The following is a 15,807-nucleotide window of genomic DNA, read 5'->3' as shown; positions in this document are numbered from 1 at the left end:
CCACACGACCTTGCCCGGATCGCCGGGGCCCGGCGCGCTCACGCCCCACGCGTCGGCGAGCGACTCCACGAGGAACAGGCCCCGGCCGTGCGTGCCGTCGTCGGCGGGCCGTGCGCGCGGTTCGGGCCTGCGTCCCGTGTAGTCCCTGACCTCGACCCGCAGCCCGTCGGGCCGCACGGTCGCGGTGATCTCCGCCTCGCGGTCCGTGTGCACCAGTGCGTTCGTGACGAGTTCGCTGGTCAGCAGCTCGGCGATCTCCGACTGTCCGGGATCGCCCCAGTGCCGCAGCAGTTCGCGCACCGCCCGACGGGTCTCGGGTACGGCCTTCAGGTCCGCCCGGCCCAGGGTGCGTCTGAGCTGGTGCGCTTCCTCCTCCTCCGCGGATTTCGCGTCCTGTCTGGCTGTCGTCGTGGTGCTCCCGACACTCACCGGTGAGCCCCCTCGTGCCTGCCGTCCCATTCCCCCGCCCACACGCCGATCCCGGTGCCTTCCTCGCTCTGGACTCGTCCCACCCGGTCTGTTCTCGAACGCGTACACGCAATGCATGCCCATGTGCCCTGTCCGCACTCTTGTTGATTCGTCCACCACTTCGTCCGGGTAGGGAAGCCCGGGGAAGGATCCGGACATCGGGAAGACCGGGAAGAAGGAGCCGCCGTGCACGACGACCGACACCTCGTGGAAGGCCGCCTGGAGCGGGCGATGCGCCAGTTCGTGCGCCCGGCCCAGTACCGCGACAAGGTCCCGCTGTCCCTGAGCGTGTGGCACGCGCCCGGTGAGCCGGTCCCGGTGGCCGAGGCGCTGGCGGGGACGTACGCGCCCTTCGAGCCCGGCACCGCCTGGGGCAGGCCCTGGTCGACGAGCTGGTTCCGGCTGTCCGGTCAGGTGCCCGAGGCGTGGGCGGGGCGGCACGTCGAGGTGGTCGTGGACCCCGGCTTCAGCGGGGACGGCCCCGGGTTCCAGGCCGAAGGGCTGCTGTACGACGCCTCGGGCGTCCCCCTCAAGGGCATCCATCCGCGCAACCGCCATCTGACGGTCGCCGAGCGGGCGGCGGGCGGCGAGCCGGTGCACCTGCTGCTGGAGGCGGCCGCCAATCCGGCGGTCCTGCGCGATTTCGAGCCGACGTTCCTCGGTGACGTGCGCACGGCCGGCGACCGGCCGCTGTACCGGTTCCGCTCCGCCGATCTCGCGGTCCTCGACGAGAACGTGTGGCACCTGGTGCTCGACGTCGAGGTGCTCACGGAGCTGATGCACGAGCTGGACCCGGACCGGGCCCGCCGCCACGAGATCCTGCGCGCCCTGGAGCGGATGCTCGACGCGCTCGATCTGCACGACGTGCCGGGCACGGCGGCGGCCGCCCGCGCCGAGCTGGCCGAGGTGCTGGCCCGGCCCGCGCACGCGAGCGCCCACCGGGTCTCGGCGGCGGGGCACGCGCACATCGACTCGGCCTGGCTGTGGCCGCTGCGCGAGACGGTCCGCAAGGCGTCCCGCACCTTCGCCAACGTCACGGCGCTGGCCCGCGACTACCCCGAGCTGGTCTTCGCGTGCTCGCAGGCCCAGCAGTACGCGTGGGTGAAGGAGCACCAGCCGCACATCTGGGAGCGGATCAAGAAGGCGGTGGCGGACGGCAACTGGGCGCCGGTCGGCTCGATGTGGGTGGAGTCGGACGCGAACATGCCGGGCGGCGAGGCGCTGGCCCGGCAGCTGGTCCACGGCAAGCGGTTCTTCCTGGAGGAGCTGGGCGTCGAGACGGAGGAGATCTGGCTGCCGGACTCCTTCGGGTACACGGCCGCGTTCCCCCAGCTGGCGCGGCTCGCGGGCGCGAAGTGGTTCCTCACGCAGAAGCTGAGCTGGAACCAGACGAACAAGATGCCGCACCACACCTTCTGGTGGGAGGGCATCGACGGCACCCGCGTCTTCACCCACTTCCCGCCGGTGGACACCTACAACTCCCAGTTCCACGCGGCCGAACTCGCCCACGCGGAGCGGAACTTCGCGGAGAAGGGCGCGGCCTCGCACTCCCTCGTGCCGTTCGGCTGGGGCGACGGCGGCGGCGGTCCGACCCGCGAGATGCTGGAGAAGGCGCGCCGGCTGCGCTCCCTGGAGGGCTCCCCGCGCGTCGAGATCGAGAAGCCCGGCGCGTTCTTCGAGGCCGCGTACGCCGAGTACGGGGAGCGGGCCCCGGTGTGGTCCGGCGAGCTGTATCTGGAGATGCACCGCGCGACCTACACGACGCAGGCCAAGACCAAGCAGGGCAACCGGAGGTCCGAACACGCGCTGCGGGAGGCGGAGTTGTGGTGCGCGGCCGCCGCCCTGCGCGATCCCTCGTACGCCTATCCCTATGAGGATCTGGACCGGATCTGGAAGACGGTGCTGCTGCACCAGTTCCACGACATCCTGCCCGGGTCCTCGATCGCGTGGGTGCACCGGGAGGCGCGGGAGACGTACGCGCGGGTGCTGACGGAGCTGGACGGGATCACGGCGCGGGCGGTGGGGCGGCTCGGCAGGGGCGGGCCCGCCGTGCTGAACGCGTCACCGTATCCGCGCCGTGAAGTCGTGGCGTACGACGGGCAGTTGGTGCGGGTGGACGTGGACGGGCTCGGCGCGCGGCCGCTGGACGCGGACGCCACGACCCCGCACGGGCCGGGCGCGCACGCGGCGGCGACGGTCGACGACGGGGCGATCGTCCTGGCCAACGAGCATCTGACGGTCACCGTGGACCGCGACGGGCTGCTCGCCTCCGTACGGGACCTGGACCGCGGCGGCCGGGAGGTCCTCGCGCCCGGCGCGCGCGGGAACCTGCTCCAGCTGCACCCCGACCATCCGACGCAGTACGACGCCTGGGACCTGGACGCGCACTACCGGCACACCCGCACCGATCTCACCGAGGCCGAGTCGGTGGAGCTGGTGGAGGAGGGGCCGTTGCGGGTCGCGGTGCGGGTGGTGCGGAGCTTCGGGGCGTCGCGGATCACGCAGGAGTACCGGCTCGCGGCGGGCAGCGGGCGGCTCGACGTGCTCACGGACGTGGACTGGCAGGAGTCGGAGAAGGTCCTGAAGGCGGCGTTCCCGCTGGACGTGCACGCGGAGCGGTCGGCCGCCGAGATCCAGTTCGGCCACGTCCACCGGGCGACGCACGCCAACACCGGCTGGGACGCGGCCCGTTACGAGATCTGCGCGCACCGCTGGCTGCGGGTCGCGGAGGACGGCTACGGGGTGGCGCTGCTCAACGACTCGACGTACGGGCACGACGTGACGCGGACCCCGCACGAGCGGGGGCTCGGCACCACGGTCCGGCTGACGCTGCTGCGGGCCCCGCACAGCCCCGACCCGGAGACGGACCTCGGCACGCACCGCTTCACGTACGCGCTGCTGCCGGGGGCGGGCACGGGCGACGCGGTCGCGGAGGGGCTGGCGCTCAATCTGCCGCTGCGGGTCGCGCCGGCGCCCGCGCTCGCGCCGCTGGTGTCGGTCGACGACCCGGCGGTGACGATCGAGTCGGTCAAGCTCGCGGAGGACCGGAGCGGGGATGTGGTCGTACGGCTCTACGAGTCGCGCGGCGGGCGTGCCTCGGCCACGCTGACCGCCTCGTTCCCGGTGGCGGGCGCGGACGAGACGGACCTGCTGGAACGGCCGCTGCGGCCCGCCGCCACCTCGGACCGCGGGCTCACGCTCGACCTGCGGCCGTTCCAGATCCTGACGCTGCGGCTGCGGCCGGCGTGAGGTGGGTCAGGGCCGGGGCACGTTGCGGAGGTTGGAGCGGGCCATCTGCACCATGCGGCCCACTCCCCCGTCGAGCACGATCTTGGAGGCGGACAGCGCGAAGCCGGTGACCATCTCGGCGCTGATCTTCGGCGGGATGGACAGCGCGTTCGGGTCCGTGACGATGTCGACGAGCGCCGGGCCCTTGTGCTTGAAGGCGTCCTTCAGGGCGCCCGCGAGCTGCTTGGGCTTCTCGACGCGGACCCCGTAGGCGCCGGCCGCGCGGGCGACGGCGGCGAAGTCGGGGTTCTTGTTCGTGGTGCCGTACGACGGGAGCCCCGCCACCAGCATCTCCAGCTCGACCATGCCGAGGGAGGAGTTGTTGAACAGGACGACCTTCACGGGCAGGTCGTACTGGACGAGGGTGAGGAAGTCGCCCATCAGCATGGAGAAGCCGCCGTCGCCGGACATGGAGATCACCTGGCGGCCGCGGTCGGTGAACTGGGCGCCGATGGCCATCGGCAGCGCGTTCGCCATCGAGCCGTGCGAGAAGGAGCCGATGACGCGGCGGCGGCCGTTGGGCGAGATGTAGCGGGCGGCCCACACGTTGCACATGCCGGTGTCGACGGTGAACACGGCGTCCTCGGCGGCGAGTTCGTCGAGGACGGAGGCCACGTACTCGGGGTGGATCGGGACGTGCTTCTCGACCTTTCGGGTGTAGGCCTTGATGACGCCTTCGAGGTGGTCGGCGTGCTTCTTCAGCATCTTGTCGAGGAAGCGCCGGTTCTCCTTCGGCTTCACGCGCGGGACGAGGCAGCGCAGCGTCTCGCGAACGTCGCCCCACACGGCGAGGTCGAGGGTGGAGCGGCGGCCGAGGTGCTCGGGCCGTACGTCGACCTGGACGATCTTGACGTCCTTCTGCGGCAGGAACGCGTTGTAGGGGAAGTCGGTGCCGAGCAGGATCAGCAGGTCGCACTCGTGGGTGGCCTCGTAGGCGGCGCCGTAGCCGAGCAGACCGCTCATGCCGACGTCGTACGGGTTGTCGTACTGGATCCACTCCTTGCCGCGCAGCGCGTGGCCGACCGGGGACTTGATCTTCTCGGCGAACTCCATGACCTCGGCGTGCGCGCCCGCGGTGCCGCTGCCGCAGAACAGGGTGACCTTCTCCGCCTCGTCGATCATCTCGACGAGCTTGTCGATCTCGGCGTCGCCGGGGCGGATGGTGGGCCGCGAGGTGACGATCGCGGTCTCGACGGACCGCTCCGGCGCCGGCTGGTCCGCGACGTCGCCCGGCAGGGTGACGACGCTGACGCCCGACTGGCCGACCGCGTGCTGGATGGCGGTCTGGAGCACGCGCGGCATCTGCTTCGGGCTGGAGATCATCTCGCTGTAGTGCGAGCACTCCTGGAAGAGCCGGTCGGGGTGGGTCTCCTGGAAGTAGCCGAGGCCGATCTCACTGGAGGGGATGTGCGAGGCGAGCGCCAGGACGGGGGCCATCGAGCGGTGCGCGTCGTACAGGCCGTTGATGAGGTGCAGGTTGCCGGGCCCGCAGGAGCCGGCGCAGGCGGTCATCCTGCCGGTGATCTGCGCCTCCGCGCCGGCCGCGAACGCGGCGGTCTCCTCGTGCCGCACGTGGATCCAGTCGATGGCGCTGTTGCGGCGGATGGCGTCGACGACCGGGTTCAGGCTGTCGCCGACGACTCCGTACATGCGCTCGACGCCCGCGCGGACGAGGATGTCGACGAACTGCTCGGCGACGTTCTGCTTGGCCATGACTCACGCGCCCCTTCGGAACCCAGATCGCTGTATGCCCGCTTCTGTCCAGGTTCCATGGAGGCACACGGGGCGCCGTCCCGCCTCCCGGTCACGCCTCCCAGACGGCCGCGGCGGTGCGGTCGTCGGCGTATCCCTTCACCCGGACCTGGGTGTCGGCGAGGAACGCGGTGAGGCCCGGCGGCTCGTCGTGCGCCCAGCGGCCCGCGAGATGGCGGGCCAGTCCGGGCTCGCCGCGCAGCGGTTCGGCGAGGCCGGCGGAGCACAGCAGCAGGGTGTCACCCGGTCGGGCGACGGAGGCGCGGAACAGGAAGGGGTCGCGGGGTGGCTCGGGTGCCGGTTCGTAGGGGCTGGGCGGGGTGGTGATGCCGAGGTCCATGGTGAGCCGGTCGCCCTCGGGGGTCGCTTCCGGGGGCGCCGCCCCGAACCCGACGACGGGGGCGCCGGTGCGCTGTTCGGCGACGCTCGGCTCGATGTCCTGCCAGTCGCCGTCGCGCAGCCGGAACAGGCCGCCGCCGCCCACCCCGAAGAAGACGCGGGTGCGGCAGCGGGGGTCGGCGGGGACGAGCAGGCAGCGCAGGGTCGCGGAGTACGCGTCGGGGTCCAGGCCCTGCTCGGCGGCGCCGGCCCGCAGCCTGCCGAGGCTGCGGTCGGTGAGCCGGTGCAGGCCCGACTTGAGGTCGCCGCGGCGTCCGGTGCGGATGTCGTCGGCGAGCCGGGCGTGGCTGAGCCCGACGGCCCGCCCGATCCAGTCGACGGCCTCGGCGGCGGCGCGGTGCGCGCCCGGGGCGGCGCGGGTGCCGGTGGCCATGGCGACGAGGATCAGCGCCCCGGCCCCGCTGCCGAACCGCGCGGTGAGCAGGCTGTCCCGTCTCGGCTCGCCCCGGTAGCGGGCGGAGTCCCCGCGCACGGAGACGGCCCGCAGGGTGCAGGTCCCGTAGCGGGCGCCGTCGAGCACGGTGTCGGCGACGAGGTCGTCGAGGTCCTCGGGGTCGGCGGCGGGCAGCGCGGTGGGCTCGGCGTCGTAGGTGGGCGGGCCGTCCCCGACGTAGGCGATCGGGGCGGGGTCGGGTGCGGGTACGGGTGCGGGTGCGACGGGGTCGGGTGCGGCGGGCTCGGGCTCGACGGCGACGGGCTGGGGTTCGACAGCGACGGGCTCGGGATCGACCGCGACGGGCCCGGTTTCGGGCTCGCGTTCGGGTTCGGCGGCAGGCGCTTCCGCCGCCGCCTCCGCCGCCTGCGCCCCCTCCCTCACGGCACGGGGCGGCGGGACCGGGCCGGGCACGAAGGTGCGGACTCCGAAGCCGCCCGCTTCGGGGACGCGCTCCTCCGGCTCCCCGGTCTCGCCCGGCGGCGACTTCGAGAGCGCGCCGGCCGAGGCGAAGCGGTCGTCGAGGGTGTCGGCCGCCGGGGTGGGGCCGGTGTCGTCGGCGGCGCGCTCGTTCTCGTACAACTGCCCCCACCAGTCGTCCTCCTGGAGCGGTCGACCGGTGGGCCTGTCCCCCTGCTGACTCATGCCCTTATTGTCCACAGCACGGGGCGTACGAAAAGGCCCCACCCCAAACTGCCCCCAAAAATGGGCCCGCCGGGGCGGCCCCACCCCCCACGGGAGGGACGCCCGGCGGACCGGTTCAGGTGACGCGTCGAACCTTCGAGCGGCGCGCTAGCGCACGTCGTAGGCGCGGCTGACGGTCTGGGTGACCGCGTTGCCCTTCGCGTCGGTCAGGGCGACCTTCAGCGTGACCTGCTTGCCCGTGGCGCCGGTGTGGTCCACGGTCGCGGTCCAGGCGCCGTCCTTGCGCGCCGTCGTCGCCTCCGTCCAGGTCTGCCCGTCGTCGTACGAGTAGGAGACGGCGACCTTCGTGAGCTCGCCCGGCGTGTAGCCGGTGTGGCCGGTGACCGACAGGCCGATCCGCTGACCGTCCTGCGCGGGGAGCGTCTTCAGGCCGTCCTCGGGGAGCGTGAGGTGCGGGAAGAGGAGCGGGATGCCCTGCGAGTAGACGTTCTCGTCGAGGTGGGAACGGAAGGACCAGGTGGTCGTGGTCTGCGCGGACCGCTTCCAGACCCCGCTGTTGTCCAGCTTCATCGTGTTCAGGGTCATCTCGTACGCGGCGTCCTCGGACGGCACCTCGAAGACCCCGGACGGCCACGCGCTCTGCCCGATCAGCTTGCCGTCGGCCTTGAGCGTCATGCTGCCCAGGTCGCCGAACGAGCCCTGCATGCCGAAGTGTTCGCCGTCGCCCCAGAAGCCGGGCGCGACCCCGATCAGGTCGCCCTGGCGTTCGGCGGCGAGCACCTGCTTCCCGGCGCCGTCGAGCGGGGTGGTCGGGGCGACGACCCCGCCGTACCACTCCTCGGTGCGCCGCTCGCCCTTCTTGTAGGTGCGCACCGGGTCGATCATGAACTCGCCCCAGGGGAAGCTGCTGGACACCATGTGGCCGTAGCCGGTGGTGCCGCCGGAGTACAGCTCGGTGCGGGTGAACGGGGCGGGCACGGTGGCGAACTCGCCGAAGCTCGCGGTCAGTCCGCTCGGGCGGACCATCGAGGGCAGGTCGACGTAGTCGGCGGTGGTGCCCATGCCGCGGTAGGTCGCCCGGTTCGTGGCGAGGTCGCGGTCGCGGACCCGGTAGACGCGGTCGGTGCGGACCTGGCTCTCGGGGAAGGCCAGCGTGTACACGTACGGGCTCTTGGCGGTCGCCTTCCAGCGCAGGGTGGTCTCTCCGGCGGCGACGCGCGCGGCGAGGTCCGTGCCCTCGGCGGTCTCCAGGGCGAGGACCGGGAGCGGTCCGCCGACGAAGCCGACGCTCGGGTACCAGCGGCCGGCCGCCTCGCGGTAGAGGACGAGCCCCTTGACGCCGGCCTTGGCGGCGGTCCGCGCGAGGGTGCTCACGGAGCCTCCCTCGGGCAGCTTGACGAGCGCCAACTCACCCTTGGCCGCGGCGAGTTCCTCGGCCGTTCCGCTCTTGCCGTCGACGATGCGGGCGGAGTCCTCGCCGTCGAGGTTCATGGAGTTGGTGGAGCCGGTCGTCGGGTGCAGCACGGGGCCGCCCTCGACGGCGAGTTCGGTGATCTGGGGCGCGGCGGCGCGCCAGAAGCTGTCGAACTCGAAGGTGCCGTCCTGGGCGCGGCCGCGCACGTCGGCGTAGTAGGCGTTCAGGCCGCGGCCGCCCTGGACGGTGGCCGCGTGCAGCCAGGTGTCCCAGGTGCGGGCGAACCCGAGGGTGGCGCCGCGCACTTCGGTGGGCCGTTCGGTGCGGATGCCGAGCCGGTGGGCCTCGCGGGCGTCGAGGACGACGGTGGTGTCCTTGGTGATGTCCAGCTGCGGGCGGCCGAGGAAGGTCGCGGAGTCGGCGGCGGTGCCGGTCGCGGTGGGCGTCTCGACGAAGCTCGACAGGAAGTAGGCGCCGGGGCGGATCCGGTAGGTCTGCTCGGTGGCGCCGTCGTTGAAGCGGCGTTCGCCGGACGCGTCGTCGGTGCCGATGAGGTCGACGGAGGTGCTGCCGGCGGCGGGTTCGCCGCGCCGGTCGAGGATCTTGACCTTCAGGGTGACGGTCTCGGGCTCCACGTACAGCGAGAACGGTGTGCTGATGTGTGTGCCGCCGGGGCCGGTGGCGAGGACGCGGCCGGTGACGTCGCCGTACTGGGCGGCCTTGAGCGCGGCGCCCGAGTCGACGGTCAGCGGGACCTTGACGGTGTCGCCCGCGGGGACGGTGACGGTGCGGTCGCCGAGCGTGGCGATCCGGCTGCGGACGGTGGAGCCGTCGTTGCCCGTGACGCGGTCGACGGACAGCTTCAACTGCACCGGCTTGTCGGTGGTGTTGGTGTACGGCACCGTGACGTCGGTGCGGTCGGCGTCGCTCTGCGGCCAGGTGAAGGTGCCGCCCTGGACGGCGTCCGTGCCGATGACCTTCTGGTCGATGGCGGCCTTCACGTCGAGGCGTCCGCCACCGGTCTCCCGGACGTCGCCGGGGATGCCGGACTTCGCGGAGGAGACGAGCGCCTCCTTGATCTGCCGTGCGCTCCAGTCGGGGTGGCGCTGCTTGACGACGGCGGCGGCGCCCGCGACGTGCGGGGTCGCCATCGACGTACCGCTCATGGACTGGTACGCGTACACGCCCCGGCCGCCCGCGGCGGCTGCGGAGATGGCGACGCCGGGGGCGGCGATCTCCGGCTTCAGGGTGTGGGTGCGCCGCACGGGGCTGCGGCTGGAGAAGTCGGCGGTGGAGTCGTCGCGGTCGACGGCGCCGACGGTGAGGACCTCGGGGACGCAGCCGGGCGAGGACACGGTGTTGTTGGCCGGGCCGGAGTTGCCCGCGGCGATGACGAAGAGGGTGTCCTTCGCGGACCGGGCGAGTTCCTGCGTGGCCTGCGCCATGGGGTCGGAGCAGTCGAGCTCGGACGGGTTGCCGAGGCTCATCGAGACGACGTCGGCCTTCTGGTCGACGGCCCACTGCATGCCGGCGATGATCCAGGAGGTGGCGCCCTCGCCGTAGTCGTTGAGGACCTTGCCGTGCAGGAGGGACGTGCCGGGGGCGACGCCCTTCTTCTTTCCGTCGCTCGCGGCGCCGGAGCCGCCGACGGTGGAGGTGGTGTGGGTGCCGTGACCGTGGTGGTCGTCGGTGTCGGCGGAGTCGGTGAAGTTCTTCGACTCGGCGATCCGGCCCTTGAGGTCGGGGTGTTCCGCGTCGACGCCGGTGTCGAGGACGGCGACCTTGGTGCCCTTGCCGTCGTATCCGGCGGCCCAGGCCTGGTCGGCGTTCACCTGCTTGGTCGACCGGTCGAGCAGGGCCTCGACCTTGGCGTCGAGCCACAGCTTCTCGAGATCGCCGGTGCTGCGGGACTTCGGGTTCGTGAGGTCGGCCCAGAAGGCGGCGGCCTTCTTCTTGTCGGCCTTGAGGGCGACGCCGTCGACCGGTTCGAGGACCTGGCCGCGTTCGGCGCCGCGCGGGGTGGCGGGCACGGCGCGCCGCACGTCGACCGACCGGTCGTAGGTGGCGATCAGCGGCAGCGTCTCGCTGTGCGCGTCGTCGTAGCCCTGCCGGATCAGGCCGGTGACGTTGAAGAGCTCCTCGTCGACGCGTCCGGCGGCGAGCGCCTCGACGGCGCCGCCCGGGTACACGAAGAGGTTCTTGCCGGATTGCCGGGTCTGGAGCAGCGGGGTGCTGCCGTCGTCGGCGGGCAGGGCCGTGGCGGTGGTGGTGCCGTCGGCCGCGGTGGTGACCTGGACGCGGTCGCCGGTGACCAGGGTGACGGTGGCGGTCGTGCCCTTGCCGGCAGCGGCCGGGCTGCCGGTCAGGGGCCGTCCGCCGTCCGGGGCCGCCCCCTCCGCGGCCCCGGACGGAACGGCCGCCGTGACGGCCAGGACCACGGCGGTCGCCGTGCCCAGGACCCCACGCGATATCGGACGCATCGCTCGCTCTCCCCACATGAATGCGCAGGTGAATACGGGGCAAACCGCGTATTCCCGGCGGGTGTTGATGCTGCGGTGGCATGACCTTGGCAGAGTCGTCGCCGGTACAGGGGAAGATGGGCGCGGCGGGTTTGTGCCGTGGCTCTTTCCCGCCACGGGGGTGACGGAACGGACGGCCGGGGAGGGGCGTCACACGGATGTTGGGTGCGATAGGTCTGGACGAGGTGCACGAGTCGGCGTACCGCGCGCTGGTGGCGGTGGGCGCGGCCGAGGTGCCGGACCTGGCGCGGCGGCTCGCCCTCGCGGAGTACGACACGGAGCGGGCGCTGCGCCGGCTCGAGCGGCACGGGCTCGCCGCCCAGTCCTCGGGGCGGCCCGGCCGGTGGGTGGCGGCGCCGCCCGGGGTCGCGCTCGGTGCGCTGCTCACCCAGCGCCGGCACGAGCTGGACAAGGCCGAGCTGGCGGCGGCGATGCTCGCCGAGGAGTTCCGGGCGCAGGACGCGCAGCCGGCGGTGCACGACCTGGTCGAGGTGGTCACGGGGGCGGCGGCGGTCTCGCAGCGCTTCCTGCAGATCCAGCTGGGCGCGGCCGAGGAGGTGTGCGCGCTCGTGACCGGGAACCCCATCGCGGTCTCCGGGATGGAGAACGAGGCGGAGCCGCAGGCCGTCAGCCGGGGCGTGCGCTACCGGGTGGTGGTCGAGCGGGGGGTGCTCTCGCTGCCGATGGGCCTGACCGAGCTGTCCGCGGCGATCGGCCGGGACGAGGAGGTACGGGTCGTGGACCGGGTGCCGACGAAGCTGGTGATCGCCGACGGGGCGCTCGCCCTGGTGCCGCTGACCTCGCAGACCTCGGAGCCGGCCGCGCTGGTGGTGCACGCGAGCGGGCTCCTCGAGTCGCTGAGCGGCCTCTTCGAGGCGGTGTGGCGCCAGGCGCTGCCGCTGCGGCTCGGGGTGAGCGGCGCCGTGACGGAGGAGGGCCCCGACGGCCCCGACGACGCGGACCTGGAGATCCTCTCCCTCCTCCTCGCCGGCCTCACCGACGCGAGCGTGGCCAAACAACTGGACCTGGGGCTGCGCACGGTCCAGCGCCGCGTGAAGCGCCTGATGGAACTGGCGGGCGTGACGACCCGGCTGCAGCTGGGGTGGCACGCGTACGAGCGGGGCTGGGTGTCCCGCTGACCGCCTCCGGCGGGGGCGGGACGACGGACGAGGGCTTCGGCCGGGGCCTTCTAGATCGCCGGGGGAGCTTGATCATGGCAACCTGACCTCATGGGAGCGTGGGAACTCCTGCTGGTCGGAGCCGTGATGGCGCTCGGCGTGTGCGGAGTGCTGGTGCCAGGTGTGCCCGGCTCGTGGCTGGTGTGGGCCGCGGTGGCCGTATGGGCGCTGCGGGACCAGAGCGGGCTCGCCTGGGGCGTCCTGGTCGGCGCCACGGCGGTGCTGCTCGCCTCCCAGGTGCTGCGCTGGCAGTTGCCGCCGCGCCGGCTGCGGCAGGCGGGCGCCACCCGCAGACTCTCGGTCTGGATGGGCCTCGGGGCGCTGGTCGGCTTCTGTGTGATCCCGGTGATCGGCGCGATCCCGGGGTTCATCGGCGGGATCTACGTCTCGGAGCGGCTGCGGCTCGGCGGGCACGGGGACGCGAAGGCGTCGACGCGGACGGCCATGCGGGCCGGGGGCTCCAGCGTGCTGGCCGAACTCTTCGCGTGCCTGCTGATCGTGGCGGCCTGGCTCGGCGCGGTCATCTGGGGCTGAGCCGGGCGGGAGCGACAGGAGCGGGCGGGCGCCTCGCCGCCTCGTCATCCATCGGATCCATCGGATCTATCCCTGCGTATTGACGCGCTCACGCCCCATCTCTACCTTGCGGCAGTGGACAGCTCCGATGAATTCGGCCGCCAGGAGGCGCCATGCCCAGACCGTCCCGCCGCACCGTGCTCGCCACCGGATCCGCGTTGGGCGGTGCGGCACTCGTCGGAGGGGCGGGCGCCCTGCCCGCCCAGGCGTCCCCGGCCGGAGCGGGCACCCCGGACTCCGTGACCGCGGACCCCGACGCCTGGCGCACCGTCCTGGACGACGCCGACCTCGTCTGGCGGCGGATGCCGAAGACCTGGTACGAGGGCCCGTACCTCGGCAACGGCTACCTGGGCAGCGGCGTCTACCAGGAGCCCGGCAAGAACGCCGTGCGGTTCAACGTCCAGCACTCCGAGGTGCAGGACCACCGCCCCGAGTTCGGCTCCCTCTTCGGCCTGGCCCGCCTCCCGATCGGCCACTTCACCCTGGAGCCCGCCGGCACGATCACCGGCCTCGACTGGCGGCTCGGCCTGCGCGACGCCGAGCTGACCGGCACCCTCACCACCGACAGGGGCACCCTGCGCCTGCGCGCCCACGTCCACACCAGCCGCTCCGTGCTGGCCGTGGAGGTCGTCCCGAGCGAGGGCGAGCGCGGCTTCCGCTGGGTCTTCCACCCGGCCGACGCGAAGAGCCCCCGCACCGCGTTCCAGCCGACCCCCGCCGGCTACCAGGGCAATCCGCCCGCACAGGTCTCCACGTACGAGGACGGCACGGAGGCCGCCGTGCAGTCGCTGCTGTCCGGCGGCGAGCACGTCACGGCCTGGCGGGAGGTCACGCAGGGTGAGCGCCGCACCCTGTACGCCGGCGTCCGCCACTCGTTCCCGTCGGCGACGGCCCGCGACCGCGCCCTGGCGGACGTACGGGCCGCCGCGCAGCTCCCGTACGACACCCTGGCCGCTCCGCACCGAGCCTGGTGGCGCGCGTACTACCGCAAGAGCTTCCTGTCGGTGCCGGACGCGCGGATCCAGCGCTTCTACTGGATCCAGCTGTACAAGACGGCGTCGGCGGCCCGCCGCGACGCCCCGGTCATGGCGACGTGCGGGCCCTGGCTGGAGCCGACGCCGTGGCCCGCGACCTGGTGGAACCTGAACGTGCAGCTGGAGTACTGGCTGATCCACGGCTCGAACCACCTGGAGCTCGACGCGGTGACCCGCGCGCTCGGCGAGTTCCGCGAGAACCTGACCGCCGAGATGGCGCCCGCCTACCGCGCCGACTCCCTCGGCGTCCCCCGCACGACCGACGCCCGGCTCGTCAACGGCGGCGCCACCAGCAACGCGCAGGGCTACGGAGTCGGCGTCCCCGGCCAGGACCCGCCCACCCCCGAGGTCGGCAACCTCACCTGGGCGCTGCACAACGTGTGGCTCAGCTACCGCCACACCATGGACGAGGCGATCCTGCGCGACGTCCTGTACCCGCTGCTGCGCAAGGCGGTGAACTACTACCTGCACTTCCTCGAGCCGGGCGCGGACGGCAGGCTGCACCTGCCGGCGACCTACTCCCCCGAGTACGGCGGCAACACCCGCGACTGCAACTACGACCTGATGCTGCTGAGCTGGGGCTGCCGCACGCTCCTCGAAGCGGTGGAGACCCTCGGGATCGACGACGCACTGGCACCGCGCTGGCGCGAGGTGCTCGCGAAGCGGGTCCCGTACCCGACGGACGCGAACGGCTTCATGATCGGCGCCGACATCCCCTTCGCGAAGTCGCACCGCCACTACTCGCACCTGCTCGCCGTGTACCCGCTGTACGAGCTGACGGGCGCCGCGGCCGACGAGCGGGCCCTGATCGAGAAGTCCCTCGCGCACTGGGTCGGCTTCGAGGGCGCCCTCCAGGGCTACACGTTCACGGGCGCCGCGTCGATGTCGGCGCTGCTCGGCAAGGGCGACGACGCGCTGAAGTACCTGGGGCAGCTGATGAGCCGCTTCATCCAGGCGAACACCATGTACAAGGAGACGGGCCCGGTGATCGAGACGCCGCTGTCCGCCGCCCAGTCCCTGCACGACATGGTGTGCCAGTCCTGGGGCGGCACGATCCGCGTCTTCCCGGCGCTGCCCGCCGCCTGGACGGACCTGACCGTGCACGGCTTCCGCACCCAGGGCGCCTTCCTGCTGAGCGCGGTCCGCGAGCGGGGCGTCACCCGCTGGGTGCGGCTGGTCAGCGAGGCGGGCGCGCCGTGCGTGGTGCGGCACGGCATCGCGGGCCCGGTCGAGGTCCGCGACGGCGCGGGCCGGCCGCTGCCCCACGAGGACGCGGGCGACGGCGCGATCCGGATCCGGCTCCCGAAGGGCGCCTCCGCGCTGGTGACGGCGGCGGGCGACCGGCCGGACCTGACGGTCGCCCCCGTCGCGCCGAACGCGCCGGCCCCGCGCTGGGGCCTGCCCGCGTGACTCCGGCGTCCGGCTACCGCTCCGGCTGGGTCGCGCGGATCGCCGAGATGTCGAACTGGAGGCGGACCTTCTCGCTCACCATCGTGCCGCCGGCCTCCAGGCGCTGGTTGTAGACCAGGCCCCAGTCGGTGCGGTCGATGGTGGTGGTCCCGTCGAACCCGGCCCGTTCGAAGCCGAACGGGTCGAGGACGGAGCCGAGGTAGTCGAGCTGCAGATCGACGGGGCGGGTGACGTCGCGGATGGTGAGATCGCCCCGCATGAGGAAGGTCTCGCCACCGTTGTGCACCGTGGAGGTGCTGCGGAAGGACATCTCAGGGAAGCGGCGGGCGTCGAAGAAGTCGGTGCCCGCGATGTGCGCGTCGCGCTGCTCGACGCCCGTGTCGACACTGGCGACCCGGATGACGATCTCGGCGCGCGACTCCTCGGGGCGGGCCCCGTCGAAGTACATGCTGCTGTCGTAGTCCGCGAACGCGCCGCGCACCGTGGTCACCATGGCGTGCCGGACGGAGAACCCGATGCGGCTGTGCGGGCGGTCGATGACCCAGTTCCCGGTCAGCCTGCGCAGCGAGGGATCGAGGTCGAGCGTGGCGACGCCGCCACCGGCCGGCGTGTCCGGTTCGAGCGTCTCGGTCCGACGACGGCTGAAGATACCCATGAGCGCGAGGCCCCCTTCGGAATTGGTCACTCCGTGTTA

Annotated in this window: 9 protein-coding genes; 4 read left to right on the top strand and 5 right to left on the bottom strand. The window is 72.9% G+C overall.

Annotation, left to right across the window (positions count from 1 at the left end; translation table 11 throughout):
* Positions 1-429 (bottom strand): ATP-binding protein (locus tag ACFW9D_RS23555; RefSeq protein ID WP_384624445.1); only part of this gene is annotated, 429 nt, incomplete at its 3' end.
* 225 nt (positions 430-654) lie between these two features.
* On the opposite strand from ACFW9D_RS23555, the gene ACFW9D_RS23550 reads away from it, so the two are divergent.
* The gene (locus tag ACFW9D_RS23550) at positions 655-3,717 is read left to right on the top strand and encodes an alpha-mannosidase (RefSeq protein WP_384624443.1); all 3,063 of its coding nucleotides are present in this window, start codon (positions 655-657) and stop codon (positions 3,715-3,717) included.
* Between the two features lie 6 nt (positions 3,718-3,723).
* On the opposite strand, the gene ACFW9D_RS23545 is transcribed toward ACFW9D_RS23550, so the two are convergent.
* From ACFW9D_RS23545 to ACFW9D_RS23535, 3 genes are all read right to left on the bottom strand, one after another.
* Positions 3,724-5,469: a pyruvate dehydrogenase gene (locus ACFW9D_RS23545; RefSeq protein WP_384624441.1), complete on the bottom strand. Its 1,746-nt coding sequence runs from the start codon at positions 5,467-5,469 to the stop codon at positions 3,724-3,726.
* Positions 5,470-5,560: 91 nt separating this feature from the next.
* Positions 5,561-6,985 carry a protein phosphatase 2C domain-containing protein gene (locus ACFW9D_RS23540; RefSeq protein WP_384624439.1) on the bottom strand — a complete coding sequence of 475 codons (1,425 nt, stop codon included), beginning with the start codon at positions 6,983-6,985 and terminating at the stop codon, positions 5,561-5,563.
* A gap of 147 nt (positions 6,986-7,132) precedes the next feature.
* Positions 7,133-10,879 (bottom strand): S8 family serine peptidase, encoded by a 3,747-nt coding sequence (locus ACFW9D_RS23535; RefSeq protein WP_384624437.1) that lies wholly within the window; start codon positions 10,877-10,879, stop codon positions 7,133-7,135.
* Positions 10,880-11,076: 197 nt separating this feature from the next.
* Between ACFW9D_RS23535 and ACFW9D_RS23530 the strand changes: the two genes are divergently transcribed.
* The 3 genes from ACFW9D_RS23530 to ACFW9D_RS23520 all read left to right on the top strand — a co-directional run bounded on the left by ACFW9D_RS23530 (position 11,077) and on the right by ACFW9D_RS23520 (position 15,113).
* Positions 11,077-12,057, top strand: a complete 981-nt coding sequence (locus tag ACFW9D_RS23530; RefSeq protein ID WP_384624435.1) for a helix-turn-helix domain-containing protein — start codon at positions 11,077-11,079, stop codon at positions 12,055-12,057.
* Positions 12,058-12,147: 90 nt separating this feature from the next.
* Complete coding sequence (locus ACFW9D_RS23525) at positions 12,148-12,630, top strand: DUF456 domain-containing protein (protein WP_188336222.1); 483 nt, start codon at positions 12,148-12,150, stop codon at positions 12,628-12,630.
* A gap of 152 nt (positions 12,631-12,782) precedes the next feature.
* Positions 12,783-15,113, top strand: coding sequence for a glycoside hydrolase family 95-like protein (locus ACFW9D_RS23520; RefSeq protein ID WP_384624433.1), 2,331 nt, complete (start codon positions 12,783-12,785; stop codon positions 15,111-15,113).
* Positions 15,114-15,126: 13 nt separating this feature from the next.
* Here ACFW9D_RS23520 and ACFW9D_RS23515 read toward each other — a convergent pair whose 3' ends face one another.
* Positions 15,127-15,768: a YceI family protein gene (locus tag ACFW9D_RS23515; protein WP_384624431.1), complete on the bottom strand. Its 642-nt coding sequence runs from the start codon at positions 15,766-15,768 to the stop codon at positions 15,127-15,129.
* Positions 15,769-15,807: the final 39 nt, after the last annotated feature.

The sequence above is a fragment of the Streptomyces sp. NPDC059524 genome, from assembly GCF_042749255.1.
Lineage (GTDB): Bacteria > Actinomycetota > Actinomycetes > Streptomycetales > Streptomycetaceae > Streptomyces > Streptomyces xanthii.
Note: the sequence above shows the minus strand (reverse complement) of the source record. Positions and strands in the feature narration are given on the sequence as shown.

Bases quoted from the DNA above. Each gene is read 5' to 3' on its own strand.
- ACFW9D_RS23545 (WP_384624441.1), bottom strand. From the start codon at position 5,469: ATGGCCAAGCAGAACGTCGCCGAGCAGTTCGTCGACATCCTCGTCCGC.
- ACFW9D_RS23540 (WP_384624439.1), bottom strand. From the start codon at position 6,985: ATGAGTCAGCAGGGGGACAGGCCCACCGGTCGACCGCTCCAGGAGGAC.
- ACFW9D_RS23535 (WP_384624437.1), bottom strand. From the start codon at position 10,879: ATGCGTCCGATATCGCGTGGGGTCCTGGGCACGGCGACCGCCGTGGTC.
- ACFW9D_RS23530 (WP_384624435.1), top strand. From the start codon at position 11,077: ATGTTGGGTGCGATAGGTCTGGACGAGGTGCACGAGTCGGCGTACCGC.
- ACFW9D_RS23525 (WP_188336222.1), top strand. From the start codon at position 12,148: ATGGGAGCGTGGGAACTCCTGCTGGTCGGAGCCGTGATGGCGCTCGGC.
- ACFW9D_RS23520 (WP_384624433.1), top strand. From the start codon at position 12,783: ATGCCCAGACCGTCCCGCCGCACCGTGCTCGCCACCGGATCCGCGTTG.
- ACFW9D_RS23515 (WP_384624431.1), bottom strand. From the start codon at position 15,768: ATGGGTATCTTCAGCCGTCGTCGGACCGAGACGCTCGAACCGGACACG.